Source organism: Roseibium sp. MMSF_3544, from assembly GCF_030732845.1.
Lineage (GTDB): Bacteria > Pseudomonadota > Alphaproteobacteria > Rhizobiales > Stappiaceae > Roseibium.
The window spans coordinates 41,630-57,178 of record NZ_JASHKA010000015.1 but is presented as its reverse complement, the minus strand read 5'-3'; the positions used below and the strand labels follow the sequence as shown (position 1 = coordinate 57,178).

At 58.4% G+C, this 15,549-nt stretch carries 16 protein-coding genes; 2 read left to right on the top strand and 14 right to left on the bottom strand.

What is annotated here, in order from left to right; genetic code table 11:
• Positions 1 to 20 precede the first annotated feature (20 nt).
• The 6 genes from RBB47_RS20395 to rbsD form a co-directional block, all read right to left on the bottom strand.
• On the bottom strand, positions 21 to 1,310 hold the full coding sequence (locus RBB47_RS20395; RefSeq protein ID WP_305987726.1) for a hypothetical protein: 1,290 nt from the start codon (positions 1,308 to 1,310) through the stop codon (positions 21 to 23).
• 39 nt (positions 1,311 to 1,349) lie between these two features.
• Positions 1,350 to 2,582, bottom strand: coding sequence for a carbohydrate ABC transporter permease (locus tag RBB47_RS20390; RefSeq protein ID WP_305987725.1), 1,233 nt, complete (start codon positions 2,580 to 2,582; stop codon positions 1,350 to 1,352).
• A complete protein-coding gene (locus RBB47_RS20385) occupies positions 2,579 to 3,883 on the bottom strand; it encodes a carbohydrate ABC transporter permease (protein ID WP_305987724.1) in 1,305 nt (434 codons plus the stop codon). Before RBB47_RS20385 ends, RBB47_RS20390 begins: the two co-directional genes overlap by 4 nt.
• A gap of 196 nt (positions 3,884 to 4,079) precedes the next feature.
• The gene (locus RBB47_RS20380) at positions 4,080 to 5,429 is read right to left on the bottom strand and encodes an ABC transporter substrate-binding protein (protein WP_305987723.1); all 1,350 of its coding nucleotides are present in this window, start codon (positions 5,427 to 5,429) and stop codon (positions 4,080 to 4,082) included.
• Position 5,430: 1 nt separating this feature from the next.
• Positions 5,431 to 6,537 carry a LacI family DNA-binding transcriptional regulator gene (locus RBB47_RS20375; protein WP_305987722.1) on the bottom strand — a complete coding sequence of 369 codons (1,107 nt, stop codon included), beginning with the start codon at positions 6,535 to 6,537 and terminating at the stop codon, positions 5,431 to 5,433.
• Positions 6,538 to 7,096: 559 nt separating this feature from the next.
• Complete coding sequence (gene rbsD / locus RBB47_RS20370; RefSeq protein ID WP_305987721.1) at positions 7,097 to 7,507, bottom strand: D-ribose pyranase; 411 nt, start codon at positions 7,505 to 7,507, stop codon at positions 7,097 to 7,099.
• A gap of 306 nt (positions 7,508 to 7,813) precedes the next feature.
• On the opposite strand from rbsD, the gene RBB47_RS20365 reads away from it, so the two are divergent.
• On the top strand, positions 7,814 to 8,452 hold the full coding sequence (locus RBB47_RS20365; protein WP_305987720.1) for a hypothetical protein: 639 nt from the start codon (positions 7,814 to 7,816) through the stop codon (positions 8,450 to 8,452).
• Between the two features lie 114 nt (positions 8,453 to 8,566).
• On the opposite strand, the gene RBB47_RS20360 is transcribed toward RBB47_RS20365, so the two are convergent.
• From RBB47_RS20360 to RBB47_RS20350, 3 genes are read right to left on the bottom strand one after another with little or no spacing between them, the layout of a single operon-like run.
• Positions 8,567 to 8,938 carry a VOC family protein gene (locus RBB47_RS20360; protein ID WP_305987719.1) on the bottom strand — a complete coding sequence of 124 codons (372 nt, stop codon included), beginning with the start codon at positions 8,936 to 8,938 and terminating at the stop codon, positions 8,567 to 8,569.
• 22 nt (positions 8,939 to 8,960) lie between these two features.
• The gene (locus RBB47_RS20355) at positions 8,961 to 10,142 is read right to left on the bottom strand and encodes a GAK system CofD-like protein (RefSeq protein WP_305987718.1); all 1,182 of its coding nucleotides are present in this window, start codon (positions 10,140 to 10,142) and stop codon (positions 8,961 to 8,963) included.
• A gap of 56 nt (positions 10,143 to 10,198) precedes the next feature.
• The gene (locus RBB47_RS20350; RefSeq protein ID WP_305987717.1) at positions 10,199 to 11,455 is read right to left on the bottom strand and encodes a glycerate kinase; all 1,257 of its coding nucleotides are present in this window, start codon (positions 11,453 to 11,455) and stop codon (positions 10,199 to 10,201) included.
• Between the two features lie 203 nt (positions 11,456 to 11,658).
• Between RBB47_RS20350 and RBB47_RS20345 the strand changes: the two genes are divergently transcribed.
• Positions 11,659 to 12,048, top strand: coding sequence for a DUF427 domain-containing protein (locus tag RBB47_RS20345; protein ID WP_305987716.1), 390 nt, complete (start codon positions 11,659 to 11,661; stop codon positions 12,046 to 12,048).
• A 297-nt stretch (positions 12,049 to 12,345) separates the two neighbouring features.
• On the opposite strand, the gene RBB47_RS20340 is transcribed toward RBB47_RS20345, so the two are convergent.
• The 5 genes from RBB47_RS20340 to RBB47_RS20320 form a co-directional block, all read right to left on the bottom strand.
• Positions 12,346 to 12,783, bottom strand: coding sequence for an SRPBCC domain-containing protein (locus RBB47_RS20340; protein ID WP_305987715.1), 438 nt, complete (start codon positions 12,781 to 12,783; stop codon positions 12,346 to 12,348).
• The gene (locus tag RBB47_RS20335) at positions 12,776 to 13,123 is read right to left on the bottom strand and encodes a helix-turn-helix transcriptional regulator (protein WP_305987714.1); all 348 of its coding nucleotides are present in this window, start codon (positions 13,121 to 13,123) and stop codon (positions 12,776 to 12,778) included. Before RBB47_RS20335 ends, RBB47_RS20340 begins: the two co-directional genes overlap by 8 nt.
• Before the next feature lie 83 nt (positions 13,124 to 13,206).
• Positions 13,207 to 13,578 (bottom strand): phosphate acetyltransferase, encoded by a 372-nt coding sequence (locus RBB47_RS20330; protein WP_305987713.1) that lies wholly within the window; start codon positions 13,576 to 13,578, stop codon positions 13,207 to 13,209.
• Entirely contained in the window at positions 13,575 to 13,964 is a 390-nt protein-coding gene (locus tag RBB47_RS20325) for a MaoC/PaaZ C-terminal domain-containing protein (RefSeq protein WP_305987712.1), read from the bottom strand. The genes RBB47_RS20330 and RBB47_RS20325 overlap by 4 nt, the downstream gene beginning before the upstream one ends.
• 3 nt (positions 13,965 to 13,967) lie before the next feature.
• Positions 13,968 to 15,509: a long-chain fatty acid--CoA ligase gene (locus tag RBB47_RS20320; protein ID WP_305987711.1), complete on the bottom strand. Its 1,542-nt coding sequence runs from the start codon at positions 15,507 to 15,509 to the stop codon at positions 13,968 to 13,970.
• Between the last annotated feature and the right edge of the window lie 40 nt (positions 15,510 to 15,549).

The window sequence follows — 15,549 nt, the reverse complement described above, 5'->3', positions numbered from 1 at the left end:
GTCCCTAGTCCTCCGGCTTCTTAAGCTGCTTGTTTCGCATGTGATGGCGATGCCCAGGTCAGCCAGATGGCTGCGGTCCAGGAGAATGTGCCGCCACCGGCACCTGCCCCCGTTTCCGGGCTGAAGTATTCTGCAAAGCCGCTCGTCTGAACGAGACCGGCCGTGTCGTTTCTGAGCTTTTCGGCGCGCGTGGCATCACCGGCTTCCGAAAGTCCTCGGGCGATCATGTAATTGACCATCGCCCAGACCGGCCCGCGCCAGTATCTGAGAGGCTCGTAGCTATGATGATCCGGATCGTAGGACGGCATCATGAAGCGGACCTTGCCGGCAATCCTGTCGAAGTGGCCTTGCAGTGCAGACAAGGTGGTTGCGTCTGCAAGACCTGCATAAGGCGCCAGGAAAGACGCGCTCGAAATCCCGTCTGTGTGTTTTCCAGTGCGTCTGTTGAACGCGACATGAGCCTTGAGATCGTCATGCCAGATCGATCTCGCACCGGTTTCCATCCGAGCGATCCAGCCGCGGATTTCCTCAGCTTCGCTTTCCTTGCCGAGGCGTTCGGCAAGCGCCAGAAGATCCCGGCACGCACGCAGAAAGATGAAGGTGATACCCGGATCGGTGACGAAGAACGGACAGGTTCTTGCCACGTCTGCCGGATCCCAACCGACGTTGCGGCAGGCTGCCATGATGCTGAGATACCGGTCGTAGTCTTCCTTGTGCGGGCGCATGGCCGGATCGACATGGGACGTATCCTTGCGCTCATAGGGCTGAATGTCCTTGACCTCGACAGCCCTTAGTGCGTCGTCCCAATCAGGCAGGTTGTCCCGTCCCGATTCCCAAGGGTGAATCACCGCCAGGACACCCTGTCCGTCCGGATCCCTGTAGGCCAGAAACCAGCGATGCCACGCCATGAGGTTCGGAAACAGGGCCGCAGCGCGGTCGATTGCCTTCCCACTGGTGTCTGCATCGACAAGATCCCTGATGACCGTTGCCGCAACGGGCGGTTGGGAATGGCCGGAACTTGGGATCGGTCCGCCATTGGTGCCCCAGACCGAAGGCCCGGGGAAATAGCTCGGATCGTCCTTGCGGAACAGGATATGCGGCACCATGCCGTCGCGCCATTGTCCCTCGAACAACATCTCGATTTCCCGCCAGGCGCGGTCCTGGTCGAAGGTGGCAAATCCGAGTGCGACAAACACCGAGTCCCAATTCCACTGGTAGGGATAAAGACCCTTTGTCGGTATCGTGTACCCGCCCTGATCGTTTTCGATCAGTATGGTTCGGGCTGTTTGATCTAACTCTGCGGCTGACACAGAAATCTCCTTGGCCATCGAGGCCGTTTCAAGTTTGCTCTATCCCTTCACACTGCCGGCCGTGAGGCCCTGGACAAGGAAGCGTTCGAACCAAAGGAAGATGGCGAGGACGGGCACGGTCGCGATAACCGCGCCCGCCATGAGGTGTTGACGAGGCACCTCGGAGGAATTCAGGGACACGACACCGCGCGAGAGCGTGAAGATGTCCGGATCGTCCAGGAACATGAAGGCGAACAGGAACTCGTTCCAGGCGATCATGAAGACGTAAAGTGACACGGAGGCGAGCGCCGGCAGTGACAACGGCAACGTGATTTTCAGGATCACGCCGATGCGCGACAACCCGTCCATCAGGCCCGCTTCTTCCAGTTCGGACGGCAGTCCGCGGAAATATCCCTGGAGCATGTAGAGAGCGACGGGAATGGTGGTCGCCGGATAGACGATCAGAAGACCCGTCAACGTGTTGCGCAAGCCGAGCTGCGAGAAGACCGCGTAAAGCGGGATCACCAGGACGATCGCCGGAACCATGTAGATCAGGAGCACCGACCGCGCCAGAAACGCCTGCCCCGGAAACCGCAACCGGGAAACCGCGTAGGCTCCGGGTACGGAAAAGAGCAGCGTCAAGACGACGGTGGCAACCGAGACGAAGGCCGACACCAGCAGATAGCGTCCGAAGTTGAACTGGGTGAACAGCTCAACATAAGACCGGAACAGACCGTCAAGCCCCTGGGAAAAGTCGATGGAAAGATCCAGCGGATTGGCGAGCAGCGTCTGCTGACTTTTCAGTGACGTCATCACCATGACGTAAAACGGCAACGCCACGATGATGAAGAAGATGACGAAACCGATCCCCTTTGCGATCCGGATATAGATCACTTCCCGTTCGTAGCGGCTCATGGCCCCAAGCCGTGCACCCGACAGGCAGACGCTGGTGGCCCAGGTCGCGCCGGACACGAAGAGGATCAGAGCGAGGCCCTGCCACACTGGCACGGTGCTCAGCGGCAGGCTGAAAGGTGACGCAAACGACCCGATCATGAGCACGAGAAACAACGCAATGGCCGCAAGCGCCCAGGCCGGAAAGCCTGCATTCGTTTCAGAAGACTGTCGCCAGACATAGATCAGCGCACTTATCAGACCCGCGATGCCGGCCACGGTTGCCTGCGGCAGGGCGACTTCGCCTGTGATCAGCGTCAGGGCCACCGCGACGACGACGATTGCGGTCACGCCCCAGATCAGGCCCGTGACGGCGGCAAGAAGGATGCTCCCCGGTTTCATAGTCCTTCCTCCTTCGGTGAGAAGCGGATGAACAGGGTCGCGAACGTGACCAGGACGACAAAGACGACGACGGCCACCGCGGCACCTGCGCCGAGATTGGAGAGCGCGAAGCCCTGTTCATAGACATCGACGGTCAGCGTCCGGGTACCGGCGTTACCGCCGGTCAGCAGGAAGATGTCGTCGAACTTGTTGAAGGTCCAAATGAACCTGAGCAGGAACAGCACGGACAGGATGCCCATGAGCTGCGGCAGGGACAGGTACCAGAACTGTTGCAGCGGTGTCGCACCATCCATTTCGGCAGCTTCATACATGTCCGTGTTGATCGACTGCATGCGGGCCAGAATGAACAGGAACGACAAGGGGAAATACCGCCAGGCCTCGAACGCAATCACGGTCGTCAGTGCCAGCGGAAACTCCATCGGAATGCCAAAGAGGGAATACTCGATGGACCGTTGCCCGAAGAAATTGATCGGATCGGCGACGACCCCCATCTTGGTCAAAAGCGCATTGACGGTTCCCGAAAACGGGTCGAACAGCACCACCCAGGTGAAGGCAACCGCAATCACCGGCGAGACATAGGGAAACAGGAACAGCCCGCGCACAATTCCCCTGCCGACGAAAGTCGTGTGCAGCAATTGCGCGGCGAAGAGACCGAGCACCAGCGCGCCGCCCGTTCCGAAAATCGTGTAGTAGAAGGTGACGCGCAGAACCGACCAGAATTCATCGGCGTTGAAGATCCTCTGGAAGTTCTCAAGCGTGAAGTTGAAATTGGTCAGGACGTTGTCTGCATCGCCGCTCGTGAGCGGCTCGCTTTGTCGCTCGGGTCTGTCGGCAGCCAGGAAGGCGTCGGTCACCGTGCCCTCCAGTCTCAGCCTGTCCCGCCAGCCCGGCTCAACGGTTCCGATCGTGCACGTCAGGTCTGTGCCACTGATCGCGCAGACGTCGGGCAACGCGGTGACGTCGAAACCATTCGGGATCTTGTCGGTCAGCACGACGTCGCGGATTTCCTCGTCCTGGGACGAGTTCCGCAGACGGTACTCGATTTGAGCGCTATCGCCCGCGGCTTCCGGCCGTCCGCGTACCCGCTCGTTGACGAGAACAGTCGGTGGTCGCAGGTCAGCGAGCTGCACAGGCTTCACACTGATCCAGAAATTGGCAAGCAGCGGACCGGCCACGATCATCAAGATGATCGCGAAGGTCGGCGCCAGCATCAGATAGGCAAGCCGCATTTCCCGCCGCTGCATCGGGCCAATGCCCTTCGGCGGTCCGAGAGACTCCGTCTGTTGGTTCTGTGCGCTCATGGTTCCAGCTCTGCGTTTCAGCCCGTTGGCCACTCAGGTTCGAGTTGGCGCGGGACAAACCGTCCCTGTCCTCCCGCATCGTGTGCGGGAAGGGTGTTCAGCGGGGCCGGACGCAGACCTGCGTCTCGTCCGGTCCTGATTGAGGAAATCGGGGGTGACCTGCCCTTTCAAGGGCAGGTCAATGGGTCAAGCCACGTTACTGGATCTTGGCCAGTTCTTCGTTGAGCTTAGCGACCGTTGCCGCGGCATCGCGCTCATCGTCGATGAACTCACGGACGTAGCGGTTGATCACCTGGCTGTTGATCATCTTGGACGCGAGTGCCAGCTGTCCTTCGGTGACACCCCAGCGGCTGGCAGTGTCGAGACCGGCGACGATCGTTTCGATGGTTGCCGGATCATAGAGCTCGGTCAGCGGTGCCTTGCGGTCGACACCGACCGGCAGTTTCGACCAGCCGTCGACGAATGCAGTGGCATTGTCGGCGTTACCGCGGCGGATCGGGAACTTGCCTTCAGGTGCGATCGACAAGGTCGACATATAGCCGTCATCGAGGGAGAACTCGACGAACTGCATTGCAGATTCCGTGTCGGCATCGTTGGTGATGCCGAAGTAGCGGACGTCACCCCAGGCGGCTCCATCCGGATTGGACGGCCCCTTCAGCGTGGTGACGATACCTGTCTTGGAAGCCAGTTCCTTCGAGGTCGGGTCGTCGGTGATGGTCGGCGGTGCGCTATCGCGCAGACCGGCAAGTTCGTCAAGAATGAACGGTGACCAGATGATCATCGCAGCTTTGCCGGCAAAATAAAGCTCACGCGACTGTTTCCAGAAAAGATCGCCGGGAGGTGAAGCCTTGGCAATTGCCTTGTAGAACTCCAATGCTTCGATGGTTTTCTTTTCGTCAAGAGCCTTGAAGCCGTTGCCGTCGACCGGTGTGACACCGTTGGCCAGCAGGACATGCTCAAGCACCTGGCTCATGAAGGCTTCGTCGATCTTGGTCGCAGCGACAAAGGCGAACATGTCTGGCGGATTGTGCAGCTTTTCAACGGCGGCCAGAATGTTCTCGTAGCTGTCCGGCGCAGCAAGGCCGTTTTCGTCGAAAAGGTCCTTGCGATAGACAACCATCTGGGTCCAGCCGTCGACCGGAACCGAGGCGATGCCATCTTCGACTGCTGCCATGGCGACAGCACCCGGCGCGAAGGTGCCGGTACCGAGGTTTTCGACAACTTCCGTTGCTGCTTCAGTGTCCAGAATGCCCGCTTCTGCCCAGGGCAGCGCATATTGAAGCGGATGATAGATGACGTCCGGCAGATCGCCGCCGGCAAAGGCGGCCGTCGTGCGTGTCCCAAGATCGGACTCGCTGACCGGAATGACTTCGACTTCAATGCCTGTCTTTTCCTTGAAGGCTGCCGCCATTTCTTCCTGCTTTGCCAGCCGATCGGGCTGCTCTTCGGTCGTCCAGAAGCGCAGCGTGTCGGCTTGAGCCGCCGTCAGACCAAGCGCGAGCACACCCGCGATTGTCGAGACAAGGAATTTACTCCTCCCAAACATTTCATTCTCCCTTACTGCCAGAAAGTGGCTGTTGGTTCAGCCGGTCACGGAGCGCATTTGCCAGCGCTGCCGATGTCATGGATGGCGCGCCGTCCGAGGCACGCCGGATTAGTTTCGCCTTCGCCAGTTCCTGCAGGCTTCTGGACGGCTTACCGTCGAGCACATCGATCAGCATGCGCGCCACACGGCCACCTGCTTCCTGCGCACTCTGCGAAAACGTCGTCAGCGGCGGATCGAGATATTCGCCGACCGGCAGGCCGTCATAGCCGATGACGGTCACGTCCGAGCCCGCCTTCAGACCAAGTTCGCGGCAGAACTGAACCGCACCGATGGCGAGCGCATCGGTTACGCACAAGAGCGCAGTTGGTGGTGCCTTGTGCGCCAGAAGTGTTTCAGCCCCGGCGAACCCGCCCTTCTCGTTGATTGCCTGAAGCGTCTCCAGCTCGGGATCGTGACGCACGCCAAGCGCTTCAAGCCCCTGCCTGTAGCCGTCCCGGCGCTGCCGGGCAAAATTCAGGTCCGGCGATCCCCCGATAAATCCGATCCGTTCATGGCCGAGGCTATAGAGATGGCGGACACCGTCCGCAAAGGCTGCCTCGTTGTCGATGTCGAACCAGGCATATCCCGTCGGATCACCCGTACGCCCGTGCGTGACAAAGGGGAAAGTCTGTTCAGTCAGGTAGGCGATGCGCGGATCGTCAACTTCTGTCCGTGTTACGATGAAGCCGTCCACCTTCCGGCGTGCAATCAGGCGCTTCATTGTTGCAATCACGTGTTCACGCGAATGGGCTGTCGTCACCAGTAGGTCGAGCCCGGACTCATCCAGGGCGCGCGCGATGCCGTCGATGAATTGGGCCAAAAACGGGTCTGCGCCGTTACCATGCCCGACCGGAATGACGATGCCGAGCGTATCCTGACGCCCCCGCTTCAGGTTCCGTGCTGTCGCCGAAGGCTGATAGCCGAGATCCTGTACGGCTTTGAGGATGCGCTTGCGGGTATCGTCGGAAATGTCGGTGTAGTTGTTGAGGACGCGCGAGACGGTTCCCTTGGCAACGCCGACATGGCGGGCCACGTCGTCGATGGTGACGGAACCACGAAGTCTCGACATGCGTCCTCCCGGGAGGCTCGGGGCCTCCTGTCCTCGACCGCTCCCAGATTTGCATCTGACGCGGCCTTTCTTGATCAAAAGTGTTACAAAACCGGTTTTGTAAGTCAACAAAATCGGTTTCGGTGATGCAAAAAGAATTTTTCGCAATGCGGGAAACTGCTGGTGTTAAAGCAAAACCTTACGACGGGAGGTTTCGGAACAAAGGTGCGGCCACATTGCCATCTTCAGTCGGAGAGGCGTCCGGTGACCTAAAGAGCGATGACTTCCTGAAATCCGCCGGGCCAAGCCATCGAGGTGTCGTCGACTGTCAGGTGCTTTTGTCTGCTCTTCGTTTGTCATCCCTGCGCAGGCGCGGATCCAGTATTCCGTTTGGCCGGTGGTTGAAGGAGACGGGCAGAAAAACGTTTACCGGAACTCGACCCTAAGCTTCACTTCGGCCGGAATGACACATCTAAGGGCTTGCAAATCGCGCCAGACATCCCGGACTCGGTTGCTCAAGCCCAGCAATCGCGGTCAGACTTCTGAACCTAGTCGATTATCCAGGACGAGCGTACCGCTCTCAAAAGGGTACCGAAGACACCAGGATGACATTGGCGTAAGGGGTCACTTCTCCGGTGCGTATAACAGCGCGCGCACGTTGGCAGCGGATCTTGAAATCCGAGTGCGGCACCCGGACCTGTTCGATCGGCTTGCCGGTTTCCGCTTCCCAATGCGCGAGTTTGACTTCGATCCGGGTTGACAGCTCGGGCGATGCCTCTTCCGCGAAAACTGCCTGCTCGACGATGAGTTCCCGCGACATTGCGTCAACGACGTCGAAAAAACCCGGAATGCCCGGTGAGACAGCGAGATCGATCACGTCGACATTCGACGGCACGGGCAGTCCCGCGTCAGCGATCACGATCTCATCCATGTGTCCGAGGGAAGCCACAAGCTTGCTGAGATGCCGATTGAGGAGAGGCGTACGTTTCATGATGACTGCTTCAAGCTTTATCTTCTGTAGGTTTTACCGATGGTCGGTTATCTGAGGGCCAGCTTAATCCGATCCACAACAAGCGCCAATAACTTCAGTGCCGTGGCAGTTCACGCATCCGTAAAGGCAAAGCCCCCCCCCAAAAAAAACACACTCGAGATTAGGATTGAAGCAACCTGTAATTCGATGGGCTTTAGTCTTTCAGGCACACGAGATAGTTTGCTTCCACCAGCAGGACAATCTAGGGTTTCAGCCCTGCTACATTCGCACAATTGCGAACTTAGATCTTTAGGCCTGGAGAAACTCTTGATCGCACGGATGTCGAAAAGTCTTCGGCGTTTGCTTGAACTCGCCGCAGAAAAAATCGGAGTTCGAACACGACGTTCTTTGACCCGGCAGCGCAATCAGTCCGATGCTGAGTGGGCCGCAGAGGTTCAGGCGTTTATGCAAGAGGTTGGTGAAGGCCCGGAAGCCAGTCTACCAGACCCCGGAAGGTCCTACCCCGCGACATCACAAAGTTGGAAAATCGAACCTTTCGGAAAAACAGCAAGCGTTCCGTATAAGGAGACATTCACATCCGAAGAGTTCGAAAAGCTGAAGCGCGGTCTGGTCCCCGAAGCAATGGAAGATAAGTGGTTCATCTATTTCGAAAACGCAGAACTGTTTCTCCACAGGAGTTGGACAGGAAAGGGTGTATTTCGAGCGCGCTTGAAGGAAGAAGCGAACGGTGGAGCAACTGTCATCGAGGCGGCTTGCGCCGGTCAAGATCCAGAATTGGATGAAGAATACAAGGCGGAATTACTGCACTTTTTGATCGGAAATCTTCTTCTCAATCGTCAGCTTCCGTATCCCAAGCATCTAGATGAGAAGGAGAGAGTTCCTGGCATGATCCAGCACGCGTTCAGCGGCAGCGGATACCCGGAAAAAACCTATCGCGACGAATGAGGCTCGCGACCTGCGCTCACAAATCGACGGCGTGTCTTTGCCAGCTCGGACGCAGGCAGCTGTCTGCGGTGCAAAAAACAGAGACCTTCAAAACCGCAAGGATACTGCAGAGCGTCACTCCTCCGGCAAGTCGCCATCGGGCGGCTGCCAGAGTTCGACAGCATTGCCCTCCGGATCGAGAAAACGGAAAAAGCGGCCGTATTCCTCGTCCTCGTAACCGAGTTCCGTCACACCATCTGCTTTCAGTCCCGCCATCAGAGCGTCAATATCGCTGACGCGGAAATTGATCATGAAGCGGTTTTCTTCCGGCCCGAAATAGGAGGTGTCCGACTTGAACGCGGCAACGACGGATGGGCCTGCATTTTGATGGAGCCATGTCCCGAGATTGATATCGAAATGCTTCTTGTAAAACGCGGCTTGGCGGTCGGGGTCTGCGCTTTTGAAGAAAACACCGCCAATACCGTCGACCTTGCTGAGATTTTCCATGCCTGCAAACCTCCCGGGGGCTTCACGCCAGTGACACCAGCGCCTCGCACAGCGACACCGGATCGTAGAACGGGGCAGATTGCTTGTTGACGAGATCCAGCTTCAAAACCGTGATCCCGCGCGAGCTAATCTCATTGGTCTCCTCGTCCGGCACGCTGCGGTCGACGATAACAAAATTAAGCAGCCTGTGCGTAGGGCAGTCGGCTCCCGCATCCCGGTGCAGGTAACTCAGCAAGGTGTGGACCTTGTCTGCAAGGTTGAGCGTTCCTGTTTCCGGATCGTCTCCTATGCTCGGCACGTAGACCTTTGGCACCGTTCTCGACGCGACCGCGGACCCCACGCCTTCCGGGAGCAGATTGGCAATCAGGCTGGTGTAAAAGCTCCCAGGCGCGTAGCAGATCAGGTCAGCGGAATGCATCAGCGTTCGGTTCCGGTCCGGAAAAACCGAATGCGCCGGATTTTTTCCCTTCAGGCTGTGGTTCAGGAAAAAGTCCTTTATCGGAGATGTCAGCGCAGGATGTTCCTTGCCGGTCAAGAGATGTTGACCGATGACGACCTCCCCGTTTGCCAGCTCCGCGCCGAGATGAAGATTGTCGTCTGTAACAGCGCGCACTGTTCCCTGAACACCAACAAGCTTGGACACCAGAAAGATGATCGGCTCGAGCTGCTGGTTCTGGCTAAGGTAGCCGCCGGCCAGAATGAGATTGCCGATGCTTGCTCCGCGCAGGTCGAACGTCTTCGGGCAAGCGGCACGAAACATGCCGAGCTGGTTCTGGATCAGTGTGCGCATCGGTTGCTCGATGGCATCGACCAGCGGATGTGTTCCGGCAATCATTTCATCCAGCTGTCCGTGCAGGTCGTCCTTCATGGCAGATTTGGCGAACCGGTGTGTGAACAGGCGGAACACTTCCGGATGACCAAGAACCGTTTCATCCGCGAGCGCCATCAGCCGGCTTCTGAGATCCCCGATCGCCGGCATATTGAAAGCAACGCGCAGTCCTTGCGAACTGCCGCCGGAATCGAACGGCGTCACAAGGTGCATGGAGTTGTGGGTGTAGCGCTTCAGGCATTGCGACACGCCGTTGAGCGCGGAGCCACCGCTGAAGAACAGCAGACGCGGCCCAAGTTTCGGATTGGACAGAAACCTTTCGATCCGAAACGGATCCGGCATGCGCACGGCGCGGGTGATGGTGACTTCGGACATTCCAACCCCTGCTAAAGCGACCTCCGAAACCGAATTGTCACCGGCCGGTCAGCTTGCTACCCGATCCATATGGCACGGAAATCATTCACATTTGTCAACGTCGGCCCAGTGACGACCTGATCGCCGATCTTTTCAAAGAAATTGTGCGCGTCATTGTTGGCAAGCGCCTCCGCAGCCGAGACGCCTGCCGCGTCGGCTTTTGCAAGCGTCTGCGGACCAACAATCGCGCCAGCAACTTCCGCAGCCCCGTCCACGCCATCCGTGTCGCACGCAATTGCGTGGATGCCTTCGGTGCCCTGAAACGCCAGCGCCAAAGCCAGCGCATATTCCGCGTTCGGACCGCCCACACCATTGCCGGTGCGGGTGACAGTAAGTTCACCGCCCGATAGCAGCAGCAAGGGACGGTCAGACGCACTCCGGGCCCGCTTGCGGTCAAGAGCAAGCGCCGCTTGTTCGCGGGCGACGTCGCGCGCTTCACCCTCAAGGGCATCTCCGAGAATCTCAACATCGCAGCCGGCAGCGACCGCCATTTCCCGCGCCGCCTCGAGCGACTGTGAGGGCGCAGCGAAAATCGTGTTGGTCACCTTGGAAAGCGCGACGTCCTGCAGCGCCAGCACGCCGCTATCACCTTTCAGGACCTCTTCTACGGAGCCCGAAACGTCAATTCCCCAGCGTTCCAGGATTGCCTTTGCGTCTTCTGCGGAACTGCTGTCGCCAACTGTCGGACCTGACCCGATCTCGGCCGGATCATCGCCCGGCACATCAGACAGCAGCAACGCCAGCATTTTTGCGGGATAGGCTGCTGCTGCCAGTTGCCCGCCTTTCACCCGGCTGAGGTGCTTGCGCACCAGGTTCATTTGCCCGATGGGCGCCCCGGAACTCAGGAGCTTCTGATTGACATCCTGCTTTTCGGCAAGCGTGATATCGCCTGCCGGCGCCGTAAGAAGAGCAGACGCGCCACCTGAAATCAGAGCCAGGACGAAATCCTCTTCCTGAAGGCCGTCCAGCAGCTCCAGCATGCGGCGTGTTGCTATCTGACCGGCTTCGTCCGGCACCGGATGCGCCGCTTCGACGATCTCGATGCCCTGACAGGGCCGTCCGTATCCGTAGCGCGTGATCACCAGTCCATCGCACGGACCCCAAACAGCTTCGACAGCTTCAGCCATGCGCGCTGACGCCTTTCCAGCCCCTACCACTGTGACCCGCCCTTCGGGTTTTTCAGGCAGAAAACCCGCAAGGCTTTTCATCGGGTCGGCCACTTCCACGGCCCGTTGAAACAGGTGACGCAGGACGTCCGCAGGCTGCTCGCTCATCAGGGCATTACCTTTGTTTTTGCTTAGATGACGCTGTTTGAGCGCTGTTTTGAAGAAATTTTCAAGGGCGGATTGGCAAGAATTGGTCTTCATCATATCTAAAAACGAGATTTGGGCGCGCGCTGCCACACTCCTAGACGGGATTTTGCTGTTGCTTTTTCGGCACGAAACCTCACCTAGTTTTTGAAACGAGGAACACGCGCATGACTGAAGTGGCAATCCCGGCCCTGAACGCGGCCATCAAGAATCCCGACAACCCGGCCCATATGATGGTGATCAAGGACGTGACGAGACGCATCCGCGTCTATTCCGGCGACACCTTGCTGGCTGACAGCGGGTCTGCTCTCCGCGTAATGGAGATCGGTAAGTCGGTCTACGACCCGGTCGTCTACATCCCCGAACAGGACCTGGTCGCGCAGTTCGAAGAAGTTGAGAAATCGACGTATTGCCCGATCAAGGGCGATGCCAGCTACATAGCGCACACGGGTGAAGAGATCGGCTGGGTCTATCGCGAACCGATCCCGATGACAGAAAAACTGAAAAACCACTTCGCCTTCTGGCCCTCCAAGACGCGCCTTGTCGAAGGGGACTAGGATCAGGCGATCGCTGACGATTAATCCGCTAAACTAGACAGCGGAGGACTGGATCCCGGATTTCCGCTCCACCGCGTCCGGGACGACACACCCACGGTTGGCATCTTTGTTTCCAGTCGTCCCATGGCTCGACCATGGGACCCATGCCGTGACCTCCCCCGGATAGAGGGTAGAGGTTTTGGGCGAAGGCACGGCTTGGATTGCCGGGTCATGTCAGCTCTCGGCAAACCGATTGGAGCAATCGCGATCACATGAGTTTATGACAATCGAAACCACCAGCTCGGGCCGTCAGGAACCTCACGCCGCCAATTCGCCCTCAACCACCGGCCCAAGGCACTCAACGATCCGCGTCCAGCCGCCTTCGTGATTGTTGCGGCTTTCCTTGGACGGAAATTTTACATGCGTCAGCGTAAGTTCGGTTCCGCCATCCACTTCCACAAAGTCGAGCGTGACAATGCTGTCGGGTTCCGAAAACGGGCTTTCCCAGGTGAACGCAAGACGCGTGTGTCGCGAGATTTCCTTATAGGTGCCGGCGTGGGGAATTTGCTGGTCACCGGCCTGCATGATGATTTCGAACCGGCCGCCGACCTTTGGATCGGCGCTTGCCTTCGGCACGGTCATTCCAGGCCCGGGCGTCATGAATTTCGACAGGGTCTCCGGGTTCAGCCAGGCTTCGAAAACACGCTCTGCCGGCGCAGCAAACTTGCGCGACACGACAACACTCAAATCATTCATCATCTGGCTCCGTTTCAAGTACCTCATCCAACGCGTCGAGGCGCTGCGCCCAGATAGACCTCAGGTTCTGGAACCAGCGATCGATTTCACGCACCGGCTCCATGTCCGGTTCGATCAGATGCTCACGCCATTCGGTGCGCCGGCGCACAAGCCCGGCGGCTTCCAGTACCTTGATATGCTTCGACACGGCATTCAGGCTGACATCGAAATGCCTGGCGAGGTCTGTGACCCGTGTCGGACCATGCTGAACCAGAAGGGTCAGCAAATCCCGGCGGCGCGGGTCGCTCACGGCCTTCAGGATCGCTGTGAGATCACGGTCATCAGGCTCTCGTTCAACCATTTAGTTGAATTACCTTATGCATCGCATTTAGTCAACCGTTTAGTTGAATGAATTCCAGAACGAGGCCGCCTCAGATGCGTGCCTCACCCCTTGCCGACATCCTCGACATAGACCAGAGCTCTGCCCTGACAGATGCGGGTGCCGTCTGCTGCTTCGCAGACCGATTCCAGATCGACGAGATGCTTTTCCGGCCTGAGACGCGTGATCGTAACCGAGGCGGTCAGCTCTTCCCCGACCGGTGCAGGTGCCAGGAACTCCAGGCTCTGCTTCAGGTAATTGGTCCCCCGGCCCGGAAGCTTGACCCCGAGCAGGTAGGAAAACAAACCGCCAATCAGCGGGCCAGGCACGCTTTGAGGGACGATTGCCTCTTCGCCGGAAAGGCGCGCGAAGTCTCGCATGTCCCGGTCCGTATATGTCCGGGCAAGCTCTGCTCTTTGTCCGAGTTCCAGGCTCATGCAGGGTCTCCAAGGTGGCACGTTCCGGACAAGGTGACGGCTCCGTCCCGGCTTCGCTTGATTTCGATCAGGACCAGACCAGCCTCGTCTGCGTCTTCGGAAAAGGACAAGGTCAGTTCCTCATCCGCATAGGAAGGATTTGGAAACATGAGGGTCTGAATTTCATGCTTGCGGTCCGGGTAAAGCGCTTCGAGATGACCGAACACACGCGTATAGAGCAGCATCCCATGTGAGACTGTGCGGCCGAAACGGGTGCGGGCTGAAAACTCCGGATCGACATGGATGGGATTGTCGTCGCCCGAGAGCTGCGCGAACGCATCAAAGTCCGACTGGCGTGGTGTCCACGTAAACACGGCGCGCGGCGGTGTATCAGCAGTAAGGCTCATGGCTCAGGCGTCCTCTGCAATGGGTTCGGCTGCGATTGTTTCCTTGAGAACGTTTTTGCGGACCTTGCCGGCAGCCGTGCGAGGCAGATCCTCCACCACGGAAAAGCTCTTCGGAACCTTGTAGGGCGCAAGCTGCGTGCGGCACCAGCCGGGCAGCTCTTCGGGTTTCAGGTCTTCTCCAGGGCGAAGGATCAAAAACGCAGCGCCGACCTCACCCCATTTTTCGTCCGGCATACCGATCACCACAGCCTCCAGGATCGCCGGATGACCGACCAGGACCTTTTCGACTTCCGCCGGATAAACGTTTTCGCCGCCCGAGATGAACATGTCCTTGATCCGGTCGACGATATAGTAGTAGCCGTCGTCATCGCGCCGGGCGATGTCGCCGGATTTCAACCAGCCGTCCACGGTGAAAGTCGCAACGGTCGCCTCCCGGTTGTCCATGTAACCGGGCGTGATGTTCGGTCCGCGAAACTGGACTTCTCCCTCGCCCGGACCCTCGACGATTTCGCCATCTGCATCCGCAAGACGAACATCGGTCAGGATTTGCGGTTTGCCGACCGAGCCGATTTTTGACGCAGCATGATCAGGGTCCATCAGGAAAACGGTTGGACCTGTTTCGGTCATGCCCATGCCGTTGCAGATGGTCACCCCGCGCTTTTGAAAATCGAGCAGAAGATGCTTCGGAACAGGGGCACCGCCACAGCCGAGTGCGCGGACATTTGAAAAGTTCGTTCTGCCAATCTTTGGTGACAGCGCCAGCGCCTGGTAGATCGCGGGCACACCGAAGAAACTCGTGACCTCGCCCGCATCAATCAGGTCAAGGACCGTCTCGGGGTCGAACTTGCGCAGGATCGATGAAGATCCGCCATTCAGAAATATCGGCAGCGTCGGCAAGTTTATTCCGGCCGTGTGAAACAGAGGCAGGAAGTTGACGCCCTTTTCACCGGTGCTTAAGCCCGTCGCCTGGCAATAGTTGATCATGTTGGCATAGGCCATGCCGGCGGTCTGGATCACGGCTTTGGGCAGGCCCGTCGTGCCCGAGGTGAAGAGAAGATACCAGGGTGCGCCGGCCTTGATCCTCCCGTCACCGATAGCAGCGGCGCTGGATGCGGCGAGGAGTGGATCTAGAGCGCTTTCTCCGCTCGCCGCAGCCCCGAGTGGCAATACCGGCGCATTTGTCCCGGCAGTCAGGTCCGTGGCGATTTCAGCAAAGGCATCGTCGGCGAAAACGAGTTTCGCACCCGATGCTTCCAGGATCGGCCGCAATTCAGCCACCGGCTGGCGCCAGTTGAGGGGAACAAGCAGGACACCGGTCTTTTGAGCCGCAAACAAAAGCACAAAGAAGTCCGGATGGTTGAGACAGAGCACGGCGACACGGTCACCTCTTTGCAAACCTCTCGACAGCAAGAAGTTGCCAAGACGGCTGGCACGGCTGTTGATTTCGCAAAATGTGTAGGATCGGCCGCTGTCGTGGTCGGTGAACGCAACAGCGCCGGGCATCAGTTCGGCCCGTTTTGCCGCCATGTCGGTCAAAAACTCCATGTGTCCTCCCAACACCTGGTGTTCATTTCTTGTTCCAGCG

What these genes read in the sequence shown, in the direction of transcription:
- rbsD (WP_305987721.1), bottom strand. Translation starts at nt 7,507, where the DNA reads ATGAAACGTACGCCTCTCCTCAATCGGCATCTCAGCAAGCTTGTGGCT.
- RBB47_RS20340 (WP_305987715.1), bottom strand. Translation starts at nt 12,783, where the DNA reads ATGAATGATTTGAGTGTTGTCGTGTCGCGCAAGTTTGCTGCGCCGGCA.
- RBB47_RS20330 (WP_305987713.1), bottom strand. Translation starts at nt 13,578, where the DNA reads ATGAGCCTGGAACTCGGACAAAGAGCAGAGCTTGCCCGGACATATACG.
- RBB47_RS20325 (WP_305987712.1), bottom strand. Translation starts at nt 13,964, where the DNA reads ATGAGCCTTACTGCTGATACACCGCCGCGCGCCGTGTTTACGTGGACA.
- RBB47_RS20355 (WP_305987718.1), bottom strand. Translation starts at nt 10,142, where the DNA reads ATGTCCGAAGTCACCATCACCCGCGCCGTGCGCATGCCGGATCCGTTT.
- RBB47_RS20320 (WP_305987711.1), bottom strand. Translation starts at nt 15,509, where the DNA reads ATGGAGTTTTTGACCGACATGGCGGCAAAACGGGCCGAACTGATGCCC.
- RBB47_RS20350 (WP_305987717.1), bottom strand. Translation starts at nt 11,455, where the DNA reads ATGAGCGAGCAGCCTGCGGACGTCCTGCGTCACCTGTTTCAACGGGCC.
- RBB47_RS20385 (WP_305987724.1), bottom strand. Translation starts at nt 3,883, where the DNA reads ATGAGCGCACAGAACCAACAGACGGAGTCTCTCGGACCGCCGAAGGGC.
- RBB47_RS20345 (WP_305987716.1), top strand. Translation starts at nt 11,659, where the DNA reads ATGACTGAAGTGGCAATCCCGGCCCTGAACGCGGCCATCAAGAATCCC.
- RBB47_RS20390 (WP_305987725.1), bottom strand. Translation starts at nt 2,582, where the DNA reads ATGAAACCGGGGAGCATCCTTCTTGCCGCCGTCACGGGCCTGATCTGG.
- RBB47_RS20335 (WP_305987714.1), bottom strand. Translation starts at nt 13,123, where the DNA reads ATGGTTGAACGAGAGCCTGATGACCGTGATCTCACAGCGATCCTGAAG.
- RBB47_RS20375 (WP_305987722.1), bottom strand. Translation starts at nt 6,537, where the DNA reads ATGTCGAGACTTCGTGGTTCCGTCACCATCGACGACGTGGCCCGCCAT.
- RBB47_RS20380 (WP_305987723.1), bottom strand. Translation starts at nt 5,429, where the DNA reads ATGTTTGGGAGGAGTAAATTCCTTGTCTCGACAATCGCGGGTGTGCTC.
- RBB47_RS20360 (WP_305987719.1), bottom strand. Translation starts at nt 8,938, where the DNA reads ATGGAAAATCTCAGCAAGGTCGACGGTATTGGCGGTGTTTTCTTCAAA.